This is a genomic window from Pseudomonas sp. FP2335 (assembly GCF_030687535.1).
Taxonomy (GTDB): domain Bacteria; phylum Pseudomonadota; class Gammaproteobacteria; order Pseudomonadales; family Pseudomonadaceae; genus Aquipseudomonas.
Genome location: NZ_CP117437.1, coordinates 1,533,892 through 1,558,510, shown reverse-complemented (window position 1 = coordinate 1,558,510; position 24,619 = coordinate 1,533,892). Strand labels below are relative to the sequence as shown.

Genomic DNA, 24,619 nt, shown 5'->3' with positions numbered 1-24,619 from the left:
ACATAAACCCGGTCGGCATAGCATCAGCGCCAAGCGCTAGGTCGCATCCGCATGACTGACCATGCCTTTGATCACCACCGCAGCCGTGGCCAGCGCAGCCGGAATCACCAGTGCCGTCAGCACTTGCTCGAAATTCCAGCCCAGCCCCAGCAACGTCGCGCCCATCCACGCGCCGAGGATCGCGCCGAAGCGACCGATGCCGAGCATCCACGACACGCCCGTGGCACGGCCCTGGGTTGGGTAGAAACGTGCGGCCAGCGATGGCATCGCCGATTGCGCACCGTTGACGCACATCCCGGCGATCAACACCAAGGTTGCCAGCAGCGTGATGTTGCCCAGGCTCTGGCCGACCGCGTAGGCAAACACCCCGGCCAACAGGTAGAAAGTGCCGATGACCTTGTGCGGATTGAACCGGTCCATCGCCCACCCCACACCGACCGCACTGAGCACGCCACCAAACTGGAACAGTGCACCGATAAACGCGGCCTGTTCCATGCTGGCGCCGCTGTCGCGCATCAGGGTCGGCAACCAACTGGTCAGCAGGTACACGATCACCAGGCCCATGAAGTAGGTCAGCCACAACAGCAAGGTGCCGGCGCTGTAGGTGCCGGAGAAGATCACCGCGAAGACGTTGCGCGCCTTGACGGTTTTTTGCTCGGGCACGCTGAACGCAGTGGCTTGGGCGACGATATTCGGTTCGATGGGCGCCAGGGTCTTGCGCACCTTGTCGGTGCCACGATTGCGCACCACCAGGTAACGCGCCGACTCCGGCAGCCAGAGCATCAGCACCACCACCAGGATCAAGGGCAGAATGCCGCCGATCATCAACAGGGCATGCCAGCCGAACGCCGGGATCAGCTTGGCCGAGATAAACCCGCCACCGGCCATGCCCAGGTTGAAACCGCAGAACATGCTGGTCACCAGCAGCGACTTGTGGCGCTCGGGGGTGTATTCGGAGAGCAGCGTGGTGGCATTCGGCATGCCCGCCCCCAGGCCGAGCCCGGTGAGAAAGCGCAGCACCAGCAACTGGTCGACGTTACTGCTGTAGGCCGACGCCAGGCTGAACGCACCAAACACCAGCACCGCGCCGACCAACACCACTTTGCGCCCGAAGCGGTCGGCCAGCGGGCCCGAGCCGAGGGCGCCGAAGACCATGCCGATCAACGCGGCGCTCATCACCGGGCCGAGGCTGGCGCGGTCGATGCCCCAGTCCTGGGACAAGGCCGGCGCGATAAAGCCCATGGCCGCCGTGTCGAGGCCATCGAGGAAGACAATCAGGAAACACAGGATCACCACACGCCACTGGTAGCGTGACAACGGCTGGGCGTTGATGAAGGACTGGACGTCCAGGGTAGTACCGACAGAAGGCTGATTCATTATTGTTATTTCCACACCGATGGGCGGGCTGACAACCTTTGGTCATCATTATTATTGGGGCGCGCCCTAGAGCGCTGCCGCACATTAATAAGCCAGGGGAAACATCGTCAATTGACCGAGCCGGGATCTGTGCGGTCACCGAACACCTTAGGTAAACAGCTGCGCGCTCAGTTCGCGACTGGCGCTGAGCATACTCGGCAGGAAACGCTGCTCCAGCTCGTTGCGGCTGACGCGTCCGGCGTGGGTGCTGACGTTGAGCGCGGCCAACACCTGGCCAGACGCGTCATACACCGGCACGGCGATGGAACGCAGGCCCTGCTCCAGTTCCTGATCGACGATGCACCAGCCTTGCTGACGTACTTTTTGCAGGCAGTCGAGCAAGGCCGTCGGCGTGGTCAGGGTGCGGCTGGTCTTGGTTTGCAGGTCGGCGTGGTCGAGGTAGTCCTGTAAAGAGGCGTCGTCCAGTGCGGCAAGGAGGATGCGGCCCATCGAGGTGCAATACGCCGGCAGGCGCCCGCCTACCGACAGGTCGACCGAGATCAGGCGCTGGGTCGTGGCGGAGCGGGCGATGTAGAGGATGTCATCACCCTCGAGGGTGGCCATGTTGCAGGCTTCGTGGAGTTGCTCGCTCATGCGGTCCAGATAAGGCTGCGCCGACACTGCCAGCGGCGTGGACGATAAGTACGCATGGCCGAGGGTCAGCACTTTGGGCAGCAGCGAATAGGTGCGCCCATCGGTGGTGGCGTAGCCGAGCTTGATCAGCGTGTAGAGGCAACGGCGCACGGCGGCGCGGGGGATTTCGGTGCGATGGCTGATTTGCGCAATGGTCAGGTGCCGCTTGCGCTCCTGGAACGCCTGCACCACGGCCAGGCCACGGGCCAGGGAGGTCATGAAATCCGGATCGCCGGTAAACGCCTGAATCCGCTTGGCCGGTGAAGCCACGATCGGTGGCGCCACTGATGCGAAAGAGTTGCGCAGTTGATCGTTCATCTCAGGGATCCTTTTTCTTGTTTTCAACCACAAAAGGTTTGGCCTCTATTACAAGCCCCGCGGGTCGCCAGACACAATGTCCGCCCCGCAACGCTGGGCGATTATCGAACACATATCCGATTATCGCAATTCACCCCGCCCGGATCATAAAGCTGGGTGGCGCCTCGCAACAGCATGAAGAGGAGATATTTCTTGACGCCAGATTTTCAGCAATTACGCACGCGCTCAAGTAACAGAACGCTCACACAAAGTTGTCGATTTTTAACTTTATGGTGATAGTGTTATTCAAATGCGCCGCTATACTGCAAGCTGTGCAGAGGTCAGCCCGGTTTGATAATCGGGACCAGAGCTCGCCAGGCGGCACACTCAGTGTGTGACGTCGGTCACAAGTACCGGTTTATTGAATGGACTCCAGGCACGACTTTCAAACTTGAAGGGTTCAACTTGGAATTGCCTGAGCACGACTGTCCAATACACCCCTGTACGGCAATTAAACTCAACTCACTTCAATCAGGTATTCAATAAAGTGACAAAAGATGAACTGCGCGCGGAACTTGAGCGCCAGGAACAACGTTACAAGGACGTTTACGGCGGGGAAGTCACCACCTACGCCGCCCAGCCAGAACCTGAACGCAAACCTTGGCGTAAACGCGCCAGCCTGCTTGACCAGGCCTTTGCCCAGGAAATCCAAAAGATTGAACAGGAACTCAAAGCCGAAGAGCCATAAGCACTTCGGCCCGAGCGCCAGGATTTGCCACCTTGGCTGGCGTATTGCCAGCTGAGGGCAGCCACTCCTCTAACAAGCGACCTACAGTCGCAGACGAAATTTCATACAAATGTTTCAGGCATGCCATTTTCATGGCAATTCCCTGCCCTGCAAGCCTTGTGCTTTATAAATCAAAGACTTGTCAAAGCCCCGAAAACCCTGGGATAGGCGCCTTTCCCCCAGGCTTTTTCAATGAAGATTGTTACCGATGAGCAGCTAATGCATCGATTACTGAGGTTTTCTGGCATAATCGCGCCCCCTTACGACCGGGTCAGAAAACCTTCATGATCGATTTATTCAGCGGACTGGATGCTTGGGTTCTAGTGAGCCTGTTGCTCGCCCTGGCCTTTGTCCTCGCCTTCGAGTTCATCAATGGCTTTCATGACACCGCAAACGCGGTGGCCACAGTCATCTATACCAAAGCCATGCCGCCACACCTGGCCGTGTTCTTCTCCGGGGTGTTCAACTTCCTCGGCGTTTTGCTCGGTGGTGTCGGTGTCGCCTACGCCATCGTGCACTTGCTGCCGGTGGAGTTGCTGATCAATGTGAACACCGGCCACGGCTTGGCCATGGTCTTCTCCTTGTTGGCGGCGGCGATCACCTGGAACCTGGGCACTTGGTACTTCGGTATCCCGGCGTCCAGCTCCCACACCCTGATCGGCTCGATCCTCGGTGTCGGCCTGGCCAACGCCCTGATCAACGACATCCCGTTGGCCGATGGCGTGAACTGGCAGAAAGCGATCGATATCGGCGCCTCCCTGGTGTTCTCGCCGATGGCCGGCTTCCTGGTCGCAGCCCTGGTGCTGATCGGCCTGAAGTGGTGGCGCCCGCTGTCGAAGATGCACAAGACGCCGGACCAGCGCCGCAAGCTCGACGACAAAAAGCACCCGCCCTTCTGGAACCGCCTGGTCCTGGTGATCTCCGCCATGGCCGTGAGCTTCGTGCACGGTTCCAACGATGGCCAGAAAGGTATCGGCCTGATCATGCTGGTACTCATCGGTATCGTGCCGGCGCAGTTCGTACTCGACCTGGGCAGCACCACCTACCAGATCGAACGCACCCGCGACGCCACGGTGCATTTGAGCCAGTTCTACCAGCGCAACAGTGCCACCCTTGGCGAGTTCCTGGCCCTGGGCAAAAGCGTGAAGGATGACCTGCCGGGCAAGTTCCAGTGCAACCCGCAGCAGACCGAACCCACTATCAGTGCGCTGATGGAGACATTGAAAGGTGTGTCCGACTACCACTCGTTGACCGCCGATCACCGTATCGAAGTACGTCGCTACCTGCTCTGCCTGGACGATACCGCCAAGAAAGTCGGCAAGCTGCCGGGCCTGGAAGCCCGTGAGAAGGCCGACCTGGACAAGCTGCGCAAAGACCTGACCGCCACCACCGAGTACGCACCGTTCTGGGTGATCCTCGCGGTTGCACTGGCCCTGGGCCTGGGCACCATGGTGGGCTGGAAGCGTGTGGTACTGACCATCGGTGAGAAAATCGGCAAGCAGGGCATGACCTATGCCCAGGGCATGTCGGCACAGATCACCACGGCGAGCATGATTGGCCTGGCCAACATCTTCAGCCTGCCGGTGTCGACCACCCACGTGCTGTCGTCGGGCGTCGCCGGCACCATGGTCGCCAACAAGAGCGGCCTGCAAGGCGGTACGGTCAAGACCATCCTGATGGCGTGGGTATTGACCCTGCCGGCAACCGTGGGCCTGTCGGCCGGGCTGTTCTGGCTGGCGTCCAAGGCGCTGGGCAACTGATAGTCTGCTTGCAATAAAAAAGGTGCGATCCGCGAGGGTCGCACCTTTTTTTATGCCTGTAGCCAAGCTCAATAAAAATGTCTTGTTGATTAAATTACAGGCAAAAAAAAGGGCGACCGAAGTCGCCCAAAATGCCTTGCGTGCTCATGTAACCTGGAAAGCCCTATGGTTTTTTACGCTTGTTCGCGTCTTTCCAGATAAAAATTCCAAACCCTACAAAAAACAACACCATGAGGCTGACGGTCAGCACTCCGGCAAATACCACATTGTCGATAAACATGACCGGCCTCCTGCACTTGCCCTGTTGCGATAGGGCTAAGTTAATCGAGAAGGTGGATTGGAAAATTGACGGGGATCAATGTCGCCCACGACGGGGCGTAAAGAAGGGCAATAACTGACCTGCATCAACAGATGCAGGTTGTTTCAACGCTTTTTCGGTTTGTTCTTTGATTTTTTCTTAACTTTGCCCAACGGCATCGCTTGTTCGAATGCCTGGCGCACTTCATTCAGGCGTTTGTCATTGAGGTCATGCACACGCTTGGCACGTTCGGCATTCAGGTCAATCAGCTTGTCGTCATCACTCATGGCTTGGCTTACGTCGTGGCGGAAATGCCTCAATAATGCGGCCTGCCCCGCCCGACGGCAAATCAGCGGGCGACAAAAGGCAGGTCATCGCCCAAAATCGGCACTTCCCATTGGTACTGGAGCGCACGCGAGTGGCACTGCACAAGGACCTTCCGCCGTTGCTGGCCCTGCGCGCCTTCGAAGCCGTGGCGCGGCACTTGAGCTTTATCAAGGCGGCGCAAGAGCTGTCGGTGACCCAGAGTGCGTTGAGCCATCAAGTACAGAAACTTGAACAGCATCTGGGCAAACCGCTGTTCATCCGACGCACCCGTGCGATCGATCTGACTGCCGACGGCCAACGCTACTACGATGAAATCCGCCCTGCCCTCGATGCAATTGCCACCGCCACCCGCACCCAGCGGGCAACACCCAGCGCCACGGTGTTGCGCATCGGCCTGCTCGCCTCCTTCGCTACCCTGTGGCTGGCGCCGCGCCTGGCCGGGTTTCTCAACCGTTACCCGCATATCCAGGTCGAGCTGCTGCCAGCCATCCAACTGGCCGACGTCGCCGGTGCCGAAGTCGACCTGGCGATCCGCTACGGCAAGGGCGATTGGCCCGACGTGCAGGCCACCCGACTGATGGCGGAAGTGATCTCCCCCGTATGCAGCCCGGCATTCAAGGCCCGTCATGACGGCCCGTTGCTGATGGCTACATCGCACAAACCCTTCGAATGGACGGATTGGTCTGCGCATTACCAGGTCGACCTCAGCCGTCACCCCCGCGTGATGCTGCACGACTACAACATCGTGGTCGAAGCCGCCGTGGCCGGCCAAGGCATCGCCATGGGCCGTCATCGCCTTATCGAGCGTCGGCTCCAAGACGGCAGCCTGGTGCAAGCCTTCGACTGGCCGCCCTACCACAGTGACATCGGCTACTGGCTGATCGCCCCCCAAGGCCGCCTCAGCGCAGCGGCCGAGTGTTTCAGCCAGTGGTTGAAGGAAGCCTGCAGCGACGCGTGAGTTATTTTGATACGTCGTGTGAGATCTATCCGTTTGTCGCCAATCCGACCGAGCAACATGATCAGTCCTCCCTAACCCTTGAGGATGGATCATGAGCGACTCCCTGCGCCAACGCGTACACACCCTCGGCCTCACGCTGCCAACGCCCAGCCTGCCGGCGGCCAACTACATCAGCCATGTCATCAGTGGCAACCAGCTGTTGATCTCCGGGCAAATTCCCCTGATCGATGGCCAACCTGCCTATGTCGGCCGCCTCGGGGAATCCCTCAGCGATGAAGAAGGCGCCCACGCCGCAGAACTGGCGGCGTTGAGCCTGCTCGCGCAATTGGGCGATGCACTGGAGGATGACCTGTCACAGCTGGTTCGTACGCTGCGCCTGGGCGTTTACATCGCCAGCAGCGGCGACTTCCAGCGCCAGAGCCTGGTCGCCAACGGCGCGTCGAACCTGTTGGTCAACGCCCTCGGTGAAAAAGGCCGCCATGTGCGCACCGCCGTGGGTGTCTCCAGCCTGCCCGCCGGTGTGGCGGTGGAGATTGACGCCATTTTCGAGCTACGCCCGTGAGCCCGCTCAACATCCAGGCGCTGCGCGACGCCACCCCCGGCTGCCAGTCCGGCATCGCGCACTTCAATCACGCAGGGGCATCGCTACCGAGCCAGGCCACCCTCGATGCCATCATCGAACAACTGCACCGCGAGGCCCGCGACGGGCCGATGGAGGCAGGCGAGTACGGCGCGCAACTGCTGGATAACGCCCGTCACGCCGCCGGGCAATTGCTCAATGCGCCCACCGCATCCATCGCCTTCGCCGGCAGCGGCTCGGCCGCCTGGAACATGGCGTTCCAGGCCCTGGCCCCATGGCAGCCGGGCGACCGTATCCTGGTGGGGCGTCATGAATGGGGCGGCAACCTGGCGAGCATGCAACTGGCAGTGCAAGCCGGTGCCCGCATAGAAGTCATCCCCTGCGACGCAACCGGCGCGGTCTGTCCGCTGGCGCTGGAAGCAATGATCGATGCCAAGGTCAGGCTGATCGACCTCACCTGGCTGCCCGCCAACGGCGGCCTGATCAACCCCGCCCAGGCCATCGGCGAAGTGGCCAGAAGGCACGGTATCCCTTACTTCATCGATGCCGGCCAAGCCGTCGGCCAAGTGCCGGTGGATGTGCAGGCGCTGCACTGCGACGTGCTCAAGTCGGCCGGGCGCAAACACCTGCGCGGGCCACGCGGCACGGCACTGTTGTATGTGCGACCAGACTTTCTCAAGCAACTGAACCCGGCCCAGCGCGATGTATTTTCTGCACCGTGGACAACCGAAGGGTTCGACTTGCGCAACGACGCCCGCCGCTTTGAAACCAGCGAAGCGTCCTACGCCTTATTGGCGGGATTGGGCAATGCGTTGCAGGAAATCAATCAGTTGGGGATTGCGCGGGTATGGGAAACGGTCTCACAGGTCAGCGAGCGAATCCGCGAAGGGCTGCGTCAGATTCCAGGAATTACCCTGCACGACCTGGGCACCTGCCAATCCGGGCTGATCGCTTTCAACCTCGCCGGCTGGGACGCCTTCGAACTCAAGCGGCAATTGGGCCTCAAGCGCATCAATATCGGCGCCAATGACGTGGCGTACACCCCGCTGGACATGCAGGCGCGCGGCCTGGCCAGCATTGCGCGGGTTTCCGTCAGCCCGCTCAATAACACACACGACGTCGAACGGTTGCTGGTAGCCCTGGAGCAATTGCGCGGCTAAACCTCGACGTCCACCCACAAGCCCTGGCGCGGCGCGTCTTCGATCAGCGGCACCACCGGCACGGTGTTGTCGGCGTTGAGCAGGTCGCCCGGAATGGCCAGGTGCTGCTCCGGATCTTCATCGGCTTCGCGGCGGCGTTTTTGCTGCTCTTGCTGGCGGCGTTGTTCTTCGCGCAGCAGAAAGGTCGACTGCTCGGCATCGCCCTTCTTCAGGTCGATGGTGCTTTCGTTGGAGCCCGCCTGAACTGGCACCACGGGCGGAATATCCGGTTTCTGGCGTACCGGATCGAGTTGTGACGTGACCGGCACAACGCTGACGGGCAGCATGGGTGGCAGCATAAGGTTTGTTCTCCTGATCAACAGGCTGTCGGCGCGCCTGCGGGCGACTTGAGCCTACACTCGCCAAGCTGTGACCCAGTCGACACTCCCAAGTGCCCGCCACCCGTCGATCCGACTTCCGGGCAGCCACTCAAACGGAGTAGTTTTTGTCAGGAGTTCTTTGGCTGAGGGCCGTGTTCCGTTAAGATAGTCGGCTTTTTCACGGCGGGAGTCAGGCAGCATGGCGCAGCAGTATCAACCGGGGCAACGCTGGATTAGTGACAGCGAAGCAGAGCTGGGGTTAGGCACCGTTCTGGCACAGGACGGCCGCTTGTTGACCGTGCTCTATCCGGCCACTGGCGACACCCGCCAGTATGCGCTACGGAATGCGCCCCTCACTCGCGTGCGGTTCTCGCCGGGTGACACCATCACCCATTTCGAAGGCTGGAAAATGACCGTGCAGGAAGTCGACGACGTCGACGGCCTGCTGGTGTACCACGGCCTCAATGGGCAGAACGAGCAGGTCACCCTGCCGGAAACCCAACTCTCCAATTTCATCCAGTTCCGCCTGGCCAGCGACCGTCTGTTCGCCGGGCAGATCGACCCGCTGGCCTGGTTCTCGCTGCGCTACCACACCCTGGAACACACCAGCCGCCAATTGCAGTCTTCGCTGTGGGGCCTGGGTGGCGTGCGTGCGCAACCGATTGCCCACCAATTGCACATCGCCCGTGAAGTCGCCGACCGTATCGCGCCGCGGGTATTGCTGGCCGACGAAGTAGGCCTGGGCAAGACCATCGAAGCCGGCCTGGTGATCCATCGCCAACTGCTGTCGGGCCGCGCCAACCGCGTGCTGATCCTGGTCCCGGAAAACCTGCAACACCAATGGCTGGTGGAAATGCGCCGCCGCTTCAACCTGCAGGTTGCGCTGTTTGACGAAGAACGCTTCATTGAAAGCGATGCCGCCAACCCATTCGAAGACACCCAGCTTGCCCTGGTGGCACTGGAATGGCTGGTGGACGACGAGAAGGCCCAGGACGCGCTGTTCGCCGCCGGCTGGGACCTGCTGGTGGTCGACGAAGCTCACCACCTGGTCTGGCACGAAGAAAAGGCCAGCGCCGAATACGCCCTGGTCGAGCAACTGGCCGAAGTGATTCCTGGCGTGCTGCTGCTGACCGCCACCCCGGAACAATTGGGCCAGGACAGCCACTTCGCCCGCCTGCGCCTGCTGGACCCGAACCGCTTCCACGACCTGGCCGCCTTCCGCGCCGAGAGCGAGAACTATCGCCCGGTGGCCGAAGCCGTGCAGGAACTGATGGACAAGGGCCGCCTGTCGCCAGCCGCCCACAAGACCATCCAGGGTTTCCTCGGTGACGAAGGCGAAGCCCTGCTCACCGCCGTCAACGATGGTGACACCGAAGCCAGCGCACGCCTGGTGCGCGAGTTGCTCGACCGCCACGGCACCGGCCGCGTGCTGTTCCGCAACACCCGCGCCGCCGTGCAGGGTTTCCCGGAGCGCAAGCTGCACGCCTACCCGCTGGCGAACCCGGACGAATACCTCGAATTGCCGCTGGGCGAGCACGCCGAGTTGTACCCGGAAGTCAGCTTCCAGGCGCAACCGGACATTGAGGAAGAAAACCGCTGGTGGCGCTTCGACCCACGGGTCGAATGGCTGATCGACCAGCTGAAAATGCTCAAGCGCACCAAGGTCCTGGTGATCTGCGCCCACGCTGAAACCGCCATGGACCTGGAAGACGCCCTGCGCGTGCGCTCCGGCATTCCGGCCACGGTATTCCACGAGGGCATGAACATCCTCGAGCGTGACCGCGCCGCCGCCTACTTCGCCGATGAAGAGTTCGGCGCCCAGGTGCTGATCTGCTCCGAGATCGGCAGCGAAGGCCGCAACTTCCAGTTCTCCCACCACTTGGTGCTGTTCGACCTGCCGTCTCACCCGGACCTGCTGGAACAGCGGATCGGCCGTCTGGACCGGATCGGCCAGAAACACGTGATCGAACTGCACGTGCCGTACCTGGAGACCAGCCCGCAAGAGCGCCTGTTCCAGTGGTACAACGAGGCGCTGAATGCATTCCTCAACACCTGCCCGACCGGCAACGCCTTGCAGCATCAGTTCGGCCCACGCCTGCTGCCGCTGCTGGAAGCAGCCGACGACGGCGAGTGGCAAGCCCTGATCGACGAAGCCCGCACCGAGCGCGAGCGCCTGGAGCAAGAGCTGCACACCGGTCGCGACCGCTTGCTGGAACTCAACTCCGGCGGTGCCGGGGAAGGCGACGCGCTGGTCGAGGACATCCTGGAGCAAGACGATCAGTTCGCCCTGCCGATCTACATGGAAACCCTGTTCGATGCGTTCGGCATCGACAGCGAAGACCATTCGGAAAACGCCCTGATCCTGAAGCCGAGCGAAAAAATGCTCGACGCCAGCTTCCCCCTCGGCGACGACGAAGGCGTGACCATCACCTACGACCGCAACCAGGCACTGTCACGTGAAGACATGCAGTTCATCACCTGGGAACACCCGATGGTGCAGGGCGGCATGGACTTGGTGCTGTCCGGTTCGATGGGCAACACCGCCGTGGCCCTGATCAAGAACAAGGCGCTGAAACCGGGCACCGTGTTGCTGGAACTGCTCTACGTCAGCGAAGTGGTCGCACCGCGCGCCCTGCAACTGGGCCGCTACCTGCCGCCGGCCGCCTTGCGCTGCTTGCTGGATGCCAATGGCAATGACCTGTCGAGCCGTGTGTCGTTCGTGACGCTCAACGACCAGTTGGAAAGCGTGCCACGGGCCAGCGCCAACAAGTTTATCCAGGCCCAGCGCGACCAGCTGACGCCACGGATCAACGCCGGCGAAGAGAAGATCACCCCGCAGCACGCCGAGCGTGTGGCCGAGGCCAAGCGTCGCCTGGCAGCGGACACCGACGAAGAACTGGCACGCCTGACCGCGTTGCAAGCGGTCAACCCAACCGTGCGTGACAGTGAGTTGGTGGCGTTGCGCAATCAGCGCGAGCAAGGTTTGGCGATGCTGGACAAAGCCGCGCTGCGGTTGGAAGCGATTCGAGTCCTGGTCGCAGGCTAGTAATAAAGAAGGCCCGCGCAATGCGGGCCTTCTTTATATGCCTTGAGGGCCTCATCGCGGGCAAGCCCGCTCCCACAGTTGACCGAGTTCCAACGTTGGAATGCAGCCAAATGTGGGAGCTGGCTTGCCTGCGATGAAGTCACCGCGGTCTCAAGCTGTAACCGCCGAAGCCGGCACCTCAATACCCCCCAGCCCCTCCTTCATCTTCTTGGCATCACGCACAAAACACCGCGACGCCTGGAACAGAAACAGCATGGTCAGCAACAGCGCCACCGGGATCAGATACATGGCGTCATGCAACCCCACTGCCTTGTACGCCTCGGTCATCTGCTCCGCCCCCGCCGCATACATCGCCGAATGGGCGAAATGATCGGACAAGCCCCCCACCACGATCGGCCCCATGCCGCCGCCCAGCAAGTACAACCCGGCAAAAAACAGCGCCATCGCCGTGGCCCGCAGACGCGGCTCGACCACGTCTTGAATCGCCGTGTACACGCAGGTGTAGAAGTTATAGGCAAACAGCCAGCCCACACTGAACAACGCCACGAACACCCCGATCTCGATACGCCCGGCGTGCAACGCCCAGGCCGTGGTGACGGTGGAAATGATCAGGCTGAACGCCGCGAACAGCAGGCGGCCGTTGGCAACCCGCTGATGAATCTTGTCGGCCACCCAACCGCCCAGGGTCAGGCCCACCAAGCCGGTCAGGCCGACAATCACGCCCGTGGCGACCGCTGCATCCTGCAATGGCATCAGGAAGTAGCGCTGTAGCATCGGCACCAGGAACGAGTTGCAGGCATAGGTAGCGAAGTTGAAACACAGCCCGGCCAGCACCAGCCAAAGGAACGTCGGCACCGCCAGCACGCGACGGATCGGGCGGTCGACGCGCGCCTGGGAGACTTGCACGGTTTCAGCGGCGCCGCGCTTGGGCTCCTTGATATAGAACATGAACACCGCAAGGATCATCCCCGGCACGGCGGCGATAAAGAACGGCGCGCGCCAGCTGTCGAACGCCTTGACCATCCAACCGATAGTGAAGAAGGCCAACAACAGGCCCAGGGGCAAGCCGAGCATGAAAATGCCCATCGCCCGGGCACGGCGATGGGCAGGAAACAGGTCGCCGATCAGCGAGTTGGCCGCCGGGGCGTAGCTGGCTTCGCCGATACCGATGCCCATGCGCACCAGCAAAAAGCTCCAGAAACTGCCGACCAGGCCATTGACCGCCGTCAGCCCACTCCAGGCGAACAGGCCCCAGCCCATCAATTTGCTGCGCGAACCGGTATCGGCCAGGCGCCCGAGGGGCAGGCCGGCGATGGCATAGACGATGGTGAAGGCGGTACCGATGATGCCGAGCTGGAAGTCGCTCAGGTGCCATTCCATGCGGATCGGCTCGATGATGATCGCGGGAATGGTGCGATCGAAGAAGTTGAATAAATTGGCGAGGAACAGCAGGAACAGAATGCGCCAGGCATTCGCCGCTTGGGTCGAGTTCTGCATGGGTCCGTCTCTTTTATTGTTATGAGAGCTGCGATGCCCGATGCATCCTGCCCGGTCCCTGCAACATAGTGGGGCTGGCAGCGCTTGTCTGTAATGATTCGTAAAGCTGATAGGGCATGATTTCCCCCGGTTTCATGGGACTTTCCCTACGAAAATATATATCTGCTCCCCTCTTCCCAACGGCCATGGCGCAGATAGAATGGCAAGCCTTCCTGTAGTCCCCCTCTTACTTTCTTATCGATGACGCCCATGTCCGAAGCCAGTCCGTGCCTGAGTTGCGGTGCCTGCTGTTCACACTTTCGCGTGTCTTTTTTCTGGGGTGAGTGCGCCTCGTCCGGAGGGACGGTACCCGACGATCTGGTGGTACAGATCAACCCGACCCGCGTGGCGATGATCGGCACCGACCAGAAACCCGTACGCTGCTGCAGCCTTGAAGGTGAAGTGGGCAAGGGCACCAGTTGCTCGATCTACACGCAACGCTCGAGTACCTGCCGCGAATTTGAAGCGTCCTGGCACGAGGGCGTGCACAACGCCGATTGCGATGCAGCCCGCGCCGCCTTCGGCCTGCCGCCCCTGGAAGCGCCCTTCGAGCTGGATCTGCCCATCAGCGCTTAGCATCAAACGCTATGGCCGGCATGCCAAAATCATTCAGAGCAAAGTGCCATTATTCATGGCGAATCCTGCAAGGCTTCTATACTCGACTGCATAGGTCATCGCCGTAGGCAGTGACGAGACTCTATGATGGGGCACGCTATGGAATGGCTTGGTCTGAATTTTTTTACCGAGCTTCCAGCGAACGGGCATTTATTACTCAATTGCAGTCATAACCCCTTCCTGGTGCTACTGGCCTACCTGGTCGCCTGTGCGGCCGGTTTCGGTACGCTCGATATGGCCGAGCGCGTCGGCCACGTCGAAGACCCTACTGCACGTCGCCGCTGGCGCTGGCTCGGTGCCGGTTGCCTGGCCGGTGGTATCTGGTCCACACACTTCATCAGCATGCTGGCCTTCCAGGCGCCCATCGCGATTCACCACGAATTGTTCATGACCTTCATTTCGCTGCTGATCGCCATGATTGCCTCGCTGTTCGCCATGCAAACCCTCAGTCATCCCCGGCTGCGCTTGCACCAGTATCTGCTGGCGTCGGTATGGATGGGCCTGGGCATCGCCCTGATGCACTACGTCGGCATATCCGCCATGCGCTCCCAGGCCCAGGCGTACTTCGAGTCAGCACTGTTCATGGCCTCGATTGGCATCGCCATCGGTGCCAGCCTTGCGGCGCTGCTGCTGTCGAGCTACCTGCGCAACGGCGCCGGGGTGTTTCACCAACTGCTCAAATACGCGGCCAGCCTGGTGCTGGGCGCCGGCATCCTCAGCATGCACTTCACCGGCATGGCGGCCATGCGCCTGATCGTGCCCACCGGCGCAGACCTCTCACTGCCGCTGAACAACAACCCCATCCAACTCGGCCTGTCGGTCGCCGTCATCACCTTGCTGGTGATCGGCAGCAGCGTCAGCGCGGCGCTGGCGGACAAGAAGCTGCAACACAAGGAGCGCGACCTGCGCCGAGTCAACGCCCTGCTCAGCGAGTTGGACCAGGCCCGTGCCTCGCTGCAGCAAGTAGCGCATTTTGACGCCCTGACCAGCCTGCTCAACCGGCGCGGATTCAACCAGATCTTTGCGGAAAAAGTCGCTGAAAAAACCGCATCAAACGGCATGTTGGCGGTTATTTTCCTTGATATCGACCATTTCAAGCGCATCAACGACAGCCTCGGCCACGACGCCGGCGACCAATTGCTCAGCGTCCTCGCCGGGCATATCAAAGGGTCGGTGCGCAGCCATGAAGACGTGGTTGCGCGGTTTGGCGGCGACGAGTTCTGCATCCTGATCAACATCCACCACCGTGACGAAGCGCGGCACATGGCCCAGCGCATCATGCAGAAGATGAAAGACCCGATAGAGTTGGCCGGGCGGCGCATGGTGATGACCACCAGCATCGGCATCAGCCTGTTCCCGGACGATGGGCAGACCTGCGAAGAGCTGCTGAAAACCGCTGACCTGGCGCTGTACCAATCCAAAGACAGCGGCCGCAATACCCTGAACTTCTTCAGCTCCAACCTGAAAACCCGCGCCTTTCTCGAACTGCAACTGGAAGAAGAGCTGCGTGGCGCACTGCGGGCCAGAAACCAGCTGGTGTTGTTCTACCAACCGATCTTCGACATGAAACTGGGCAAAGTCTCGCGCCTGGAGGCCTTGGTGCGCTGGCAACACCCGACACACGGCCTGTTGGCTCCGGACCGGTTTATCGGGATCGCCGAAAGCAACGGCCTGATTGCCGAACTGGACCACTGGGTGTTGCGCCAGGCCTGTCACGATCTGAGCCTGTTGTCTGACCGGGGCTACTACGAACTGACCATGGCGGTGAACTGCTCGGCCTTGAACATGGCCCGCGACGAACTGGCCGATGAAATCGAAGACGCACTGCGTTTCGCCGGTGTAGCGGCCCACCGCCTGGAACTGGAAGTCACCGAAAACGCGCTGATGGGCAATATCAGCAGCACCCTGGCGCTGCTGCGCCAGATCCGTGCACTGGGTGTTTCACTGGCCATCGATGATTTCGGCACCGGCTATTCCTCCCTCGCCTACCTTAAGCGCCTGCCGCTCAATACCTTGAAGATTGATCGCTCGTTTATCCAGGACATCCCCAAATCCACTGCCGACATCGAGATCGTCCAGGCGATTATCGGCATGGCCCACACCCTGCACCTGCAGGTGGTCACCGAAGGCGTGGAAACCCAGGCGCAGTTCGAGTTGCTGCTCAAGCATGGCTGCGATTTCGTCCAGGGCTACCTGCTCAGCCCGGCGGTGTGCGCCGCCGACATCATCGGCGTGATCCAAGGCATTGAAAGGCACAACCCGCTGCATGCGTTGAGCGCGGCGGGCGCGACGGACATTTGCGCCCCCAAGGCGCCCTCCCCCGGCCGTGCCGGTTCCACCTCGGTGGTGCGGCCAATCCGCTGACGTCGAAACTTTGGCATTTCGCCATCATTTGCTTAAAGAAACCCGACCAACGGCCGATTCATCAGAGTCCGGCTACGTTTTCCCTTGAGAACGCAGGGTTAATTTTCACATCCCGGACGAAGACGCGCTGCAAAGTCGCGAACTCCCATTCAGTGATGGCTCCTTGAAATTCTCCAGCCATCCGTCCAGGTACATGGCGCCCAATGACTTCCAAAAATAACTCTGCCACCGTGGTCCCCGACGTGTTGCCGACAGCACCTGTGGAAAAATCCCCAGGTTCAAAGTCATTGAGCAGCGCCCGCCCGCTGGCCACCCAGCAATACCTGTACTTCACCGAAACCAACACCGACCGCATCCTCGACAACCTCGACGGCCTGCGCGACATGGTGTTCCCACGCCTGCCCCAGCAGGAAGGCGACGGCGACCCGCGCAACGAGCAGGAATTTCCTTCGGTCTGCCTGATCGGTCTGGGGCGCTGCGGTTCGAACATCGCGCTGGACGTGGCCGAGCTGGTGTACAACGCGCGCAAGTTCTACCTGAATGAGTTCAGTAACGAAGACAAATCGGCGGACAAGGGCTACAGCCCGGCGCAGTGGATCCGCAACAACCTGCGCCTGGGCGGCGGCAAGGCCAGCAAGCCGGTGTTCCTGGTGGAACCGCTGGTGATGCTCGGCGACCTGGACAAGGACATCGCCGGGCGCATCCGCTTCTCGCGCAAGGGTGAAAAAAGCGGGTTCCTGCGCGACTACAGCAAAATGAAAATCATGGACCTGTCGGAGGTGCATGCCGGTGGCGCGGGTAACGCGCCGATCCTCGGCCAGTACCTGGCCAAGATCATCCTCAACAAAGATACCCAGCGCTTCTCCAGCCCCGACTGGAAAATGATCCACTCGTACCTGATCGACTCCTGCGGCATCAAGGCCAACCAATCGCGCCTGTACTTCTCGATCTTCAGCGCCGGCGGCGGCACAGGTTCAGGCATGGCCTCGGAATTCGGCCTGGCCCAGCAACACTCGTACATGAACAAGACCTTCGACACCAAGCCCGCCGACGAGCACGACAGCAAGAGCGGCCACGCGTTTGTGTTCGAGCCGATCTTCACCAGCGGCATCTGCGTGCTGCCGAACATCTCCGACCACCGCAGCGAAATGTCCGAGGCACTGCATATCAACGCCGGGCGTTTGCTCTGCAAGTATCTGTCGGAAGAATGGGATTTCTCATACAACTTCGCCAATGAAGACAGCAGCGAGGCCAGCGTGAAGGGGCGAATCCGCCCATGGAACGCGATGATGCTGATCTCCAACGACATCATGCGCTACGCCGAAGAGAGCGATGACGGCAACATCCAGAACATTGACGTCAATGCCATGGAAAAACACGCCAATCAGTATATTTCCCAGCAGATCTTCAACATCCTCACCGCCCAGGCGGTGACCACCGACTACGACCAGAACTACTTCCGCCGCGCCGGTATCGACATCGGCGAGACCATCCGCCTGGATGCCAACGACCTGTTTATGAGTCTGGCCGGGCCGGTGGCGATTGCCTACGCCGAGTCGGTGGTGCCGGAAACCCCGGCGCCGTCCAACGACAAGTTCAAGGTGTTCGACAAAGAACCGCAGCGCCTGAACATCGACGACCTGTTCTTCCGCTCCATCGACCTGCCGCACTTCAACAAGGTCACCCAGGCCATCGAAGGCATCAGCTTGCTGCCGATTGAATCCAAGCGCTACAGAGCGTCCCTGGAGCAGTACAAGAACTCCGGCTACGACGCTGCGGCGTTGCACGACCTGCACTTCTTCAAGAACTGCTCGTCGGTGGTGTCGATCGTCTCGCTGCCCAAGGACTACAAACTGTCCTACATGGACCTCAACCGGCTCAAGACCCACCTCAACAGCCTGTTCCCCAATACCACGCTCAAGCGCTATGCCCTGGTGATCGGCGCCTCGGCCAACCTGTCGCTGACCACCTTGATCGCCAAGAGCCCATGCCTGTCGGACGACTTCCTGACCTTGATCGTGGCGTTTATCAAACGCTGCTTTGCGCGCAACCCATACCGCTTCGACGAGACGCTGGACAACTCGATCCTGGACTTCATCATCCACGAGGACTTCGACGAAGACCGCATCGACGAGTTGCTCAACGAGTTTGAAAACCCGGCGAAGATCCTCGATACCAACTGGTACGCGATCAAGCCGATGTATGAGAAGAAGTACCGCGAACTGATCAACGACAAAGAGAAATTCGTGTCGATCAATGACATCCGTCTGTCGCGGGACTGTGTGAAGAAGGCGATCAAGTACCTGCGCGAGATCTACCGTCACCGCATCGGCAAGACCAAGGTTATTTCGCTGAATAACCACACAGGTAAAACGGCCTGACGCCTTGAGACGGCGCCCATCGGCGCCGTCGTTGTTTCAGAGTGCCATGCGCTGGCGCTGCCAGGCCTGTGGCATGGGTTTGACGCGCTCTACCGTGCCGGCTGAAAAAGTACGCCGGCATGGCGTGGAAGAAACGTTTTGCCGCGTAGAAGTGGTGCACGAACTTCCTTGCTTCACCGCTTCACACAGATTTATCTGATAGATACCCGCCGTTTATTCACACCAAGAAACAATTCACCCGCGCTTTTGGCCGCGAGAAAACTGTTCCCATGACGTGCACGTCACCCTGCGCTGTGACCTTTCTCTACGGCAACATGCCATCACGGCGTCAGCGGTTACTCCGCTACACACTTCCTTCGGCGAAAAACACGCACCTTTTTGGTGCCTAGCTTTCTTGTGCTGCCCTTTCCTGGATCAGAATCCACGGCGAAACCACCACCGCCCATAGGCTTGGATCACGTTCCACCAGGTCCAATGCCCGCGTCGCAGACACTTCGCCCAGGCTCCCCGAGGCCAGCCAGGAGGCGACTTTGTCACGGTTATCTTCGGCCATTCCTTCGGCGGCCTCGATCAAATCCAGGCCGGCGTCGACCCACAATAGGGCACCCTTGGCAAAGAACGGTTCAAGCTCCTTCCAGGAAATTTCGGCGGTTTCACCGAGCAGCTTGGCATAGAGGGTGCTAGGTTCTTGCGTCATGGGAATTCACCTGAGTAAAAAATCGGCGCAATCATAACGTCGAGGCTTTCGCATAAAAAGCCAGGCAGAAAAACCCAGTTGCAAATGAGTCATCGATAGAAAGTGTCAGAAAAGCCAAGGATTGCCCGAAACTCTGGCATCAGCCCGCCGCGATTCTGTCTTTTTCTTTCATTTAAGCGACATGCCCGGGTTTTGCCCCCAGCAGCCAGCTTTTCAAGCGATCAACCGGCGCTCTACACTGTACCGGTACAGTTGCCAGGCCGCTGCCGGGGGGATGTCCGAGATATCCGATCCGGTTCTGCAGCTCACAAGGCCGCTAGAACTATAAAAAATACAACAGCAAGAGTGGAGCACTATGAATAAGGCTACTAAGCAGATTTCCAAACTGTTTGCCGCTATGGTCCTGGCTGGGGTTGCCGGCCATTCGTTTGCAGCCGACACCATCAAGATCGGCATCGCCGGCCCGAAGACCGGCCCGGTTACGCAATACGGCGACATGCAGTTCGTAGGCGCAAAACAAGCGATCAAAGACATCAATGCCAAGGGCGGCGTCGATGGCAAGATGCTTGAAGCCAAGGAATACGATGACGCTTGCGATCCAAAACAAGCCGTTGCCGTAGCCAACAAAGTGGTCAACGATGGCGTCAAGTTCGTGGTCGGTCACCTCTGCTCCAGCTCCACTCAGCCAGCGTCGGACATCTATGAAGACGAAGGCGTCATCATGATCACCCCGGCCGCTACCAGCCCGGACATCACCGCCCGTGGCTACAAGCTGGTCTTCCGCACCATCGGCCTGGACAGCGCCCAGGGCCCAGCGGCCGGCAACTACATCGCCGACCACGTGAAGCCGAAAGTCGTTGCCGTACTGCACGACAAACAGCAATACGGTGAAGGCATCGCCACCGCCGTCAAACAGACCCTTGAGAAGAAAGGCACCAAGGTTGCCGTCTTCGAAGGCCTGAACGCCGGCGACAAAGACTTCTCCTCGATCATCCAGAAGCTCAAGCAAGCCAACGTCGACTTCGTCTACTACGGCGGCTACCACCCAGAGCTGGGCCTGATCCTGCGCCAAGCCCAGGAAAAAGGCCTGAAAGCCAAGTTCATGGGTCCGGAAGGCGTCGGCAACGACTCCATCTCGCAAATCGCCCAAGGCGCTTCCGAAGGCCTGCTGGTCACCCTGCCGAAGTCGTTCGACGCCGAGCCTGAGAACAAGGCCATCGTTGACGCCATCAAGGCTGACGGCAAGGACCCAAGCGGCCCGTTCGTGTTCCCGGCCTACTCCGCCGTTGAGCTGATCGCCGGCGGTATCGCTGCCGCGAAGAGCGAAGACACCGCCAAAGTGGCAGCCGCCATCCACGCGGGCACGTTCAAGACCCCTACCGGCGACCTGAGCTTTGACGCCAAGGGCGACCTGAAGGACTTCAAGTTCGTGGTCTACGAATGGCACTTCGGCAAACCAAAAACCGAAGTTTCCCCTCAGTAAGCCAGGCGTTACTGGTCCAACAAGCCCACTGTGAAAGCAGTGGGCTTTGTTTTACGAGGTTTATGGGCCTGTCACCCGCGATCCGGGCGCTGGCTCACCTGAAAATCTTAAAACCGTCACCAGCGGTTCGCTGGCAAACGCTTCGTGCAAATGTGCTCATAGAACACAGCGCGGGGCCGGAACATGACTCCACCAGTGAAATGCGTATCGGGTTTTTAGGAGCGCTGTAATGCCTGAGATCTATCATTTTTTCCAACAGCTGGTTAATGGCCTGACCATTGGCAGCACCTATGCCTTGATAGCCATTGGCTACACAATGGTTTACGGCATCATTGGAATGATCAACTTCGCCCATGGCGAGGTGTACATGATTGGTTCCTACGTGGCCTTTATCGCCCTTGCCGGGCTGGCCATGATGGGAATCCACTCCCTGCCGCTGTTGATGACCGCCGCGTTTATCGCGTCAATCGTTGTAACCAGTGCCTACGGCTACAGTATCGAGCGTGTTGCCTATCGTCCCTTGCGTGGCAGCAACCGTTTGATCCCGTTGATTTCCGCCATCGGCATGTCGATTTTCCTACAGAACACCGTATTGCTGTCCCAGGATTCCAAGGATAAATCCATCCCCAACCTGATCCCTGGGAGCTTCTCCTTCGGCCCGGGCGGCGCGGAGGAAGTGCTGATTTCCTACATGCAGATCCTGGTCTTCGTCGTCACCCTGGTGGCCATGCTGGGCCTGACCCTGTTCATCTCCCGCTCCCGTCTGGGGCGCGCCTGCCGGGCCTGCGCCGAAGACATCAAGATGGCCAACCTGCTGGGCATCAATACCAACAACATCATCGCCCTGACCTTCGTGATCGGTGCCGCGCTGGCGGCGGTCGCGGCGGTGCTGCTGAGCATGCAGTACGGCGTGATCAACCCCAACGCCGGTTTCCTGGTAGGCCTCAAGGCCTTTACCGCAGCGGTATTGGGCGGCATCGGCAGTATCCCGGGCGCGATGCTCGGTGGCCTGGTGCTGGGTGTGGCCGAAGCCTTTGGCGCCGACATCTTCGGCGACCAGTACAAGGACGTCGTGGCGTTCGGCCTGTTGGTTCTGGTGCTGTTGTTCCGTCCGACCGGCATTCTGGGCCGTCCGGAGGTTGAGAAAGTATGAGCAGATATCTTAAATCGGCGTTCTTCAGCGCCCTGCTGGTGTGGGCCGTGGCCTTTCCGGTACTCGGCCTCAAGCTGAGCATTGTCGGCATCAACCTGGAAGTGCATGGCACCGGTCCCGTGACCCTGACCATCATCGCCTTGTGTTCGGTGCTGATGTTCCTGCGCGTGTTGTTCACCCAACAGGTCGGTGCCTTGTTCAAGGGCAACCGTGGGCCGTTGGTATCGCCCAAGGTCAGCCAATTCCTGACCCTGCCGCGTACCCAGCGCTACATCATCATCGCGTTGATCATCGCCGCATTGATCTGGCCGTTCTTCGGCTCGCGCGGCGCCGTCGACATCGCCACCCTGATCCTGATCTACGTGTTGCTGGGCCTGGGCCTGAACATCGTGGTGGGCCTGGCCGGTCTGCTCGACCTCGGTTATGTGGGTTTCTATGCGGTGGGTGCCTACACCTACGCGCTGCTCTCGCACTACCTGGGCTGGAGCTTCTGGATCTGCCTGCCACTGGCGGGCATGGCGGCGGCGACGTTCGGCTTCCTGCTGGGCTTCCCGGTATTGCGCTTGCGCGGTGACTACCTGGCGATCGTGACCTTGGGCTTCGGGGAAATCATCCGACTGTTCCTGCGTAACCTGACCGACATCACCGGTGGCCCGAACGGCATCAGCAGCATCCCCAAGCCGACCTTCTTCGGGCTGACGTTCGACCGCAGCGCCGCAGAAGGCATGCAGACCTTCCACGAGTATTTCGGGATCGACTACAACCCGGTAAGCAAAGTGGTGTTCCTGTACCTGGTGGCGCTGTTGCTGGCGTTGGCGGCCTTGTTCGTGATCAACCGTTTGCTGCGCATGCCGATCGGCCGTGCGTGGGAAGCGTTGCGCGAAGATGAGATCGCCTGCCGTGCCCTGGGCCTGAACCCGACCATCATCAAGCTCTCCGCCTTCACCCTGGGTGCTGCGTTCGCCGGTTTCGCCGGCAGCTTCTTCGCCGCGCGCCAAGGCCTGGTCACCCCGGAGTCGTTCACCTTTATCGAGTCGGCGATCATCCTCGCCATCGTGGTACTGGGTGGCATGGGCTCGCAGTTGGGCGTCATTCTGGCGGCAATCGTGATGATCCTGCTGCCGGAAATGATGCGTGAGTTCAGCGAATACCGCATGTTGATGTTCGGCGCCATGATGGTGCTGATGATGATCTGGCGTCCTCAAGGCCTGCTCCCTATGCAACGTCCACACATGGAGCTGCGCAAATGAGCCGCGAGATCCTGAAGGTTGAAAACTTGAGCATGCGCTTCGGCGGCTTGCTGGCGGTCAACGGCGTGGCCCTGACCGTGAAAGAGAAACAGGTGGTTGCATTGATCGGCCCCAACGGCGCCGGCAAGACCACGGTGTTCAACTGCCTCACCGGTTTCTACAAGCCGAGCGGTGGCAGCATCCTGCTGGACGGCCAGCCGATCCAGGGCCTGGCCGGTCACGAGATCGCCCGCAAGGGCGTGGTGCGGACCTTCCAGAACGTGCGCCTGTTCAAGGACATGACAGCGGTCGAGAACCTGCTGATCGCCCAGCACCGTCACTTGAACACCAACTTCCTGGCGGGCCTGTTCAAGACCCCGGCGTTCCGCAAGAGCGAGCGCGAAGCCATGGAATTTGCCGCGTACTGGCTGGACAAGGTCAACCTGACCGAGTTCGCCAACCGCCCTGCCGGCACCCTGGCCTATGGTCAGCAACGTCGCCTGGAAATCGCCCGTTGCATGATGACCCGTCCGCGCATCCTCATGCTCGACGAACCGGCTGCCGGCCTGAACCCCAAGGAAACCGAAGACCTCAAGGCGCTGATCAGTGTGCTGCGTGAGGAACACAACGTCACCGTGCTGTTGATCGAACACGACATGAAACTGGTCATGAGCATTTCCGATCACATCGTGGTGATCAACCAGGGCACGCCGCTGGCCGACGGGACGCCGGAGCAGATCCGCGACAACCCGGAAGTGATCAAAGCCTATTTGGGGGAAGCGTAAAATGCTGCAATTCGAAAACGTTTCCACTTTCTACGGCAAGATCCAGGCCCTGCACAGCGTCAACGTGGAAGTGCGCCAAGGTGAGATCGTCACGCTGATCGGCGCCAACGGTGCCGGCAAGTCGACCCTGCTGATGACCCTGTGCGGTTCGCCGCAAGCCCACAGCGGCAGCATCCGCTACATGGGTGAGGAACTGGTGGGCCTGCAATCGTCGCAGATCATGCGCAAAAGCATCGCGGTGGTGCCGGAAGGTCGTCGGGTATTTTCCCGCCTGACCGTGGAAGAGAACCTGGCCATGGGCGGGTTCTTTACCGACAAGGGCGACTTCCAGGAACAGATGGACAAGGTGCTGCACCTTTTCCCTCGGCTCAAGGAGCGCTTCAGCCAGCGCGGCGGCACCATGTCCGGCGGCGAGCAGCAAATGCTCGCCATCGGTCGGGCGCTGATGAGCAAGCCCAAGTTGCTGCTGCTCGACGAACCGTCCCTGGGCCTGGCACCGATCATCATCCAGCAGATCTTCGACATCATCGAACAGCTGCGCAAGGACGGTGTAACGGTGTTCCTGGTGGAGCAGAACGCCAACCAGGCCCTGAAAATCGCCGACCGTGCCTATGTGCTGGAGAACGGCCGGGTGGTGATGGAAGGTTCGGGTGAGCAATTGCTGACCGATCCCAAGGTGCGTGAGGCGTACCTGGGCGGTTAACCACCGGTTGCAGCACGAACCGGGTCAAAAAATGTGGGAGCGGGCTTGCTCG

The 24,619-nt window shown here is 60.3% G+C and carries 21 protein-coding genes; 14 read left to right on the top strand and 7 right to left on the bottom strand.

What is annotated here, in order from left to right; translation table 11 throughout:
- Positions 1-36 precede the first annotated feature (36 nt).
- Both PSH81_RS06835 and pcaR read right to left on the bottom strand, forming a co-directional pair.
- Positions 37-1,377 carry an MFS transporter gene (locus tag PSH81_RS06835; RefSeq protein ID WP_226457709.1) on the bottom strand — a complete coding sequence of 447 codons (1,341 nt, stop codon included), beginning with the start codon at positions 1,375-1,377 and terminating at the stop codon, positions 37-39.
- Positions 1,378-1,524: 147 nt separating this feature from the next.
- Positions 1,525-2,367 (bottom strand): pca regulon transcriptional regulator PcaR, encoded by an 843-nt coding sequence (gene pcaR, locus PSH81_RS06830; protein WP_305392211.1) that lies wholly within the window; start codon positions 2,365-2,367, stop codon positions 1,525-1,527.
- A gap of 526 nt (positions 2,368-2,893) precedes the next feature.
- Between pcaR and PSH81_RS06825 the strand changes: the two genes are divergently transcribed.
- Both PSH81_RS06825 and PSH81_RS06820 read left to right on the top strand, forming a co-directional pair.
- Complete coding sequence (locus PSH81_RS06825; protein WP_003172389.1) at positions 2,894-3,094, top strand: hypothetical protein; 201 nt, start codon at positions 2,894-2,896, stop codon at positions 3,092-3,094.
- Positions 3,095-3,417: 323 nt separating this feature from the next.
- A complete protein-coding gene (locus tag PSH81_RS06820) occupies positions 3,418-4,893 on the top strand; it encodes an inorganic phosphate transporter (protein ID WP_192299288.1) in 1,476 nt (491 codons plus the stop codon).
- Positions 4,894-5,056: 163 nt separating this feature from the next.
- On the opposite strand, the gene ccoM is transcribed toward PSH81_RS06820, so the two are convergent.
- Positions 5,057-5,173, bottom strand: coding sequence for a cytochrome c oxidase subunit CcoM (gene ccoM / locus PSH81_RS06815; protein ID WP_003172387.1), 117 nt, complete (start codon positions 5,171-5,173; stop codon positions 5,057-5,059).
- Between the two features lie 143 nt (positions 5,174-5,316).
- The gene (locus PSH81_RS06810) at positions 5,317-5,478 is read right to left on the bottom strand and encodes a hypothetical protein (protein ID WP_010563587.1); all 162 of its coding nucleotides are present in this window, start codon (positions 5,476-5,478) and stop codon (positions 5,317-5,319) included.
- Between the two features lie 131 nt (positions 5,479-5,609).
- Between PSH81_RS06810 and PSH81_RS06805 the strand changes: the two genes are divergently transcribed.
- The 3 genes from PSH81_RS06805 (at position 5,610) to PSH81_RS06795 (ending at position 8,216) form a co-directional block, all read left to right on the top strand.
- Positions 5,610-6,476, top strand: coding sequence for a LysR substrate-binding domain-containing protein (locus PSH81_RS06805; protein WP_226457708.1), 867 nt, complete (start codon positions 5,610-5,612; stop codon positions 6,474-6,476).
- Positions 6,477-6,567: 91 nt separating this feature from the next.
- A complete protein-coding gene (locus tag PSH81_RS06800; protein ID WP_226457707.1) occupies positions 6,568-7,038 on the top strand; it encodes a RidA family protein in 471 nt (156 codons plus the stop codon).
- Positions 7,035-8,216, top strand: coding sequence for an aminotransferase class V-fold PLP-dependent enzyme (locus PSH81_RS06795; RefSeq protein ID WP_305392210.1), 1,182 nt, complete (start codon positions 7,035-7,037; stop codon positions 8,214-8,216). Before PSH81_RS06800 ends, PSH81_RS06795 begins: the two co-directional genes overlap by 4 nt.
- Here PSH81_RS06795 and PSH81_RS06790 read toward each other — a convergent pair.
- Positions 8,213-8,554, bottom strand: coding sequence for a hypothetical protein (locus PSH81_RS06790; protein WP_025855310.1), 342 nt, complete (start codon positions 8,552-8,554; stop codon positions 8,213-8,215). The two genes, PSH81_RS06795 and PSH81_RS06790, sit on opposite strands and share 4 nt — an antisense overlap.
- Before the next feature lie 220 nt (positions 8,555-8,774).
- Between PSH81_RS06790 and rapA the strand changes: the two genes are divergently transcribed.
- On the top strand, positions 8,775-11,621 hold the full coding sequence (gene rapA, locus PSH81_RS06785) for an RNA polymerase-associated protein RapA (protein ID WP_192299292.1): 2,847 nt from the start codon (positions 8,775-8,777) through the stop codon (positions 11,619-11,621).
- A 150-nt stretch (positions 11,622-11,771) separates the two neighbouring features.
- Here the strand turns inward: rapA and PSH81_RS06780 are convergent, their stop codons facing one another.
- Positions 11,772-13,118 carry an MFS transporter gene (locus tag PSH81_RS06780; RefSeq protein WP_305392209.1) on the bottom strand — a complete coding sequence of 449 codons (1,347 nt, stop codon included), beginning with the start codon at positions 13,116-13,118 and terminating at the stop codon, positions 11,772-11,774.
- A 249-nt stretch (positions 13,119-13,367) separates the two neighbouring features.
- Here PSH81_RS06780 and PSH81_RS06775 point away from each other — a divergent pair, with 249 nt between their 5' ends.
- From PSH81_RS06775 to PSH81_RS06765, 3 genes are all read left to right on the top strand, one after another.
- Positions 13,368-13,733, top strand: coding sequence for a YkgJ family cysteine cluster protein (locus tag PSH81_RS06775; protein WP_192299294.1), 366 nt, complete (start codon positions 13,368-13,370; stop codon positions 13,731-13,733).
- 138 nt (positions 13,734-13,871) lie between these two features.
- Positions 13,872-16,136, top strand: coding sequence for a bifunctional diguanylate cyclase/phosphodiesterase (locus tag PSH81_RS06770; protein ID WP_226457702.1), 2,265 nt, complete (start codon positions 13,872-13,874; stop codon positions 16,134-16,136).
- A 203-nt stretch (positions 16,137-16,339) separates the two neighbouring features.
- Positions 16,340-18,517, top strand: a complete 2,178-nt coding sequence (locus PSH81_RS06765; RefSeq protein ID WP_192299296.1) for a hypothetical protein — start codon at positions 16,340-16,342, stop codon at positions 18,515-18,517.
- A gap of 385 nt (positions 18,518-18,902) precedes the next feature.
- Here the strand turns inward: PSH81_RS06765 and PSH81_RS06760 are convergent, their stop codons facing one another.
- On the bottom strand, positions 18,903-19,214 hold the full coding sequence (locus PSH81_RS06760) for a DUF2288 domain-containing protein (RefSeq protein ID WP_192299297.1): 312 nt from the start codon (positions 19,212-19,214) through the stop codon (positions 18,903-18,905).
- A 355-nt stretch (positions 19,215-19,569) separates the two neighbouring features.
- Here PSH81_RS06760 and PSH81_RS06755 point away from each other — a divergent pair, with 355 nt between their 5' ends.
- The 5 genes from PSH81_RS06755 to PSH81_RS06735 all read left to right on the top strand — a co-directional run bounded on the left by PSH81_RS06755 (position 19,570) and on the right by PSH81_RS06735 (position 24,567).
- Positions 19,570-20,697: a branched-chain amino acid ABC transporter substrate-binding protein gene (locus PSH81_RS06755; protein WP_226457699.1), complete on the top strand. Its 1,128-nt coding sequence runs from the start codon at positions 19,570-19,572 to the stop codon at positions 20,695-20,697.
- A gap of 229 nt (positions 20,698-20,926) precedes the next feature.
- Positions 20,927-21,850 carry a high-affinity branched-chain amino acid ABC transporter permease LivH gene (gene livH, locus PSH81_RS06750; protein ID WP_060753800.1) on the top strand — a complete coding sequence of 308 codons (924 nt, stop codon included), beginning with the start codon at positions 20,927-20,929 and terminating at the stop codon, positions 21,848-21,850.
- Positions 21,847-23,100: a high-affinity branched-chain amino acid ABC transporter permease LivM gene (locus tag PSH81_RS06745; protein WP_305392208.1), complete on the top strand. Its 1,254-nt coding sequence runs from the start codon at positions 21,847-21,849 to the stop codon at positions 23,098-23,100. The genes livH and PSH81_RS06745 overlap by 4 nt, the downstream gene beginning before the upstream one ends.
- A complete protein-coding gene (gene livG, locus PSH81_RS06740; protein WP_017735934.1) occupies positions 23,097-23,864 on the top strand; it encodes a high-affinity branched-chain amino acid ABC transporter ATP-binding protein LivG in 768 nt (255 codons plus the stop codon). The genes PSH81_RS06745 and livG overlap by 4 nt, the downstream gene beginning before the upstream one ends.
- A gap of 1 nt (position 23,865) precedes the next feature.
- Positions 23,866-24,567 (top strand): ABC transporter ATP-binding protein, encoded by a 702-nt coding sequence (locus tag PSH81_RS06735; protein ID WP_017735935.1) that lies wholly within the window; start codon positions 23,866-23,868, stop codon positions 24,565-24,567.
- Positions 24,568-24,619 lie beyond the last annotated feature (52 nt).

What these genes read in the sequence shown, in the direction of transcription:
- PSH81_RS06835 (WP_226457709.1), bottom strand. Translation starts at nt 1,377, where the DNA reads ATGAATCAGCCTTCTGTCGGTACTACCCTGGACGTCCAGTCCTTCATC.
- pcaR (WP_305392211.1), bottom strand. Translation starts at nt 2,367, where the DNA reads ATGAACGATCAACTGCGCAACTCTTTCGCATCAGTGGCGCCACCGATC.
- PSH81_RS06820 (WP_192299288.1), top strand. Translation starts at nt 3,418, where the DNA reads ATGATCGATTTATTCAGCGGACTGGATGCTTGGGTTCTAGTGAGCCTG.
- ccoM (WP_003172387.1), bottom strand. Translation starts at nt 5,173, where the DNA reads ATGTTTATCGACAATGTGGTATTTGCCGGAGTGCTGACCGTCAGCCTC.
- PSH81_RS06810 (WP_010563587.1), bottom strand. Translation starts at nt 5,478, where the DNA reads ATGAGTGATGACGACAAGCTGATTGACCTGAATGCCGAACGTGCCAAG.
- PSH81_RS06800 (WP_226457707.1), top strand. Translation starts at nt 6,568, where the DNA reads ATGAGCGACTCCCTGCGCCAACGCGTACACACCCTCGGCCTCACGCTG.
- PSH81_RS06790 (WP_025855310.1), bottom strand. Translation starts at nt 8,554, where the DNA reads ATGCTGCCACCCATGCTGCCCGTCAGCGTTGTGCCGGTCACGTCACAA.
- rapA (WP_192299292.1), top strand. Translation starts at nt 8,775, where the DNA reads ATGGCGCAGCAGTATCAACCGGGGCAACGCTGGATTAGTGACAGCGAA.
- PSH81_RS06780 (WP_305392209.1), bottom strand. Translation starts at nt 13,118, where the DNA reads ATGCAGAACTCGACCCAAGCGGCGAATGCCTGGCGCATTCTGTTCCTG.
- PSH81_RS06775 (WP_192299294.1), top strand. Translation starts at nt 13,368, where the DNA reads ATGTCCGAAGCCAGTCCGTGCCTGAGTTGCGGTGCCTGCTGTTCACAC.
- PSH81_RS06770 (WP_226457702.1), top strand. Translation starts at nt 13,872, where the DNA reads ATGGAATGGCTTGGTCTGAATTTTTTTACCGAGCTTCCAGCGAACGGG.
- PSH81_RS06765 (WP_192299296.1), top strand. Translation starts at nt 16,340, where the DNA reads ATGACTTCCAAAAATAACTCTGCCACCGTGGTCCCCGACGTGTTGCCG.
- PSH81_RS06760 (WP_192299297.1), bottom strand. Translation starts at nt 19,214, where the DNA reads ATGACGCAAGAACCTAGCACCCTCTATGCCAAGCTGCTCGGTGAAACC.
- PSH81_RS06755 (WP_226457699.1), top strand. Translation starts at nt 19,570, where the DNA reads ATGAATAAGGCTACTAAGCAGATTTCCAAACTGTTTGCCGCTATGGTC.
- livH (WP_060753800.1), top strand. Translation starts at nt 20,927, where the DNA reads ATGCCTGAGATCTATCATTTTTTCCAACAGCTGGTTAATGGCCTGACC.
- PSH81_RS06745 (WP_305392208.1), top strand. Translation starts at nt 21,847, where the DNA reads ATGAGCAGATATCTTAAATCGGCGTTCTTCAGCGCCCTGCTGGTGTGG.
- livG (WP_017735934.1), top strand. Translation starts at nt 23,097, where the DNA reads ATGAGCCGCGAGATCCTGAAGGTTGAAAACTTGAGCATGCGCTTCGGC.
- PSH81_RS06735 (WP_017735935.1), top strand. Translation starts at nt 23,866, where the DNA reads ATGCTGCAATTCGAAAACGTTTCCACTTTCTACGGCAAGATCCAGGCC.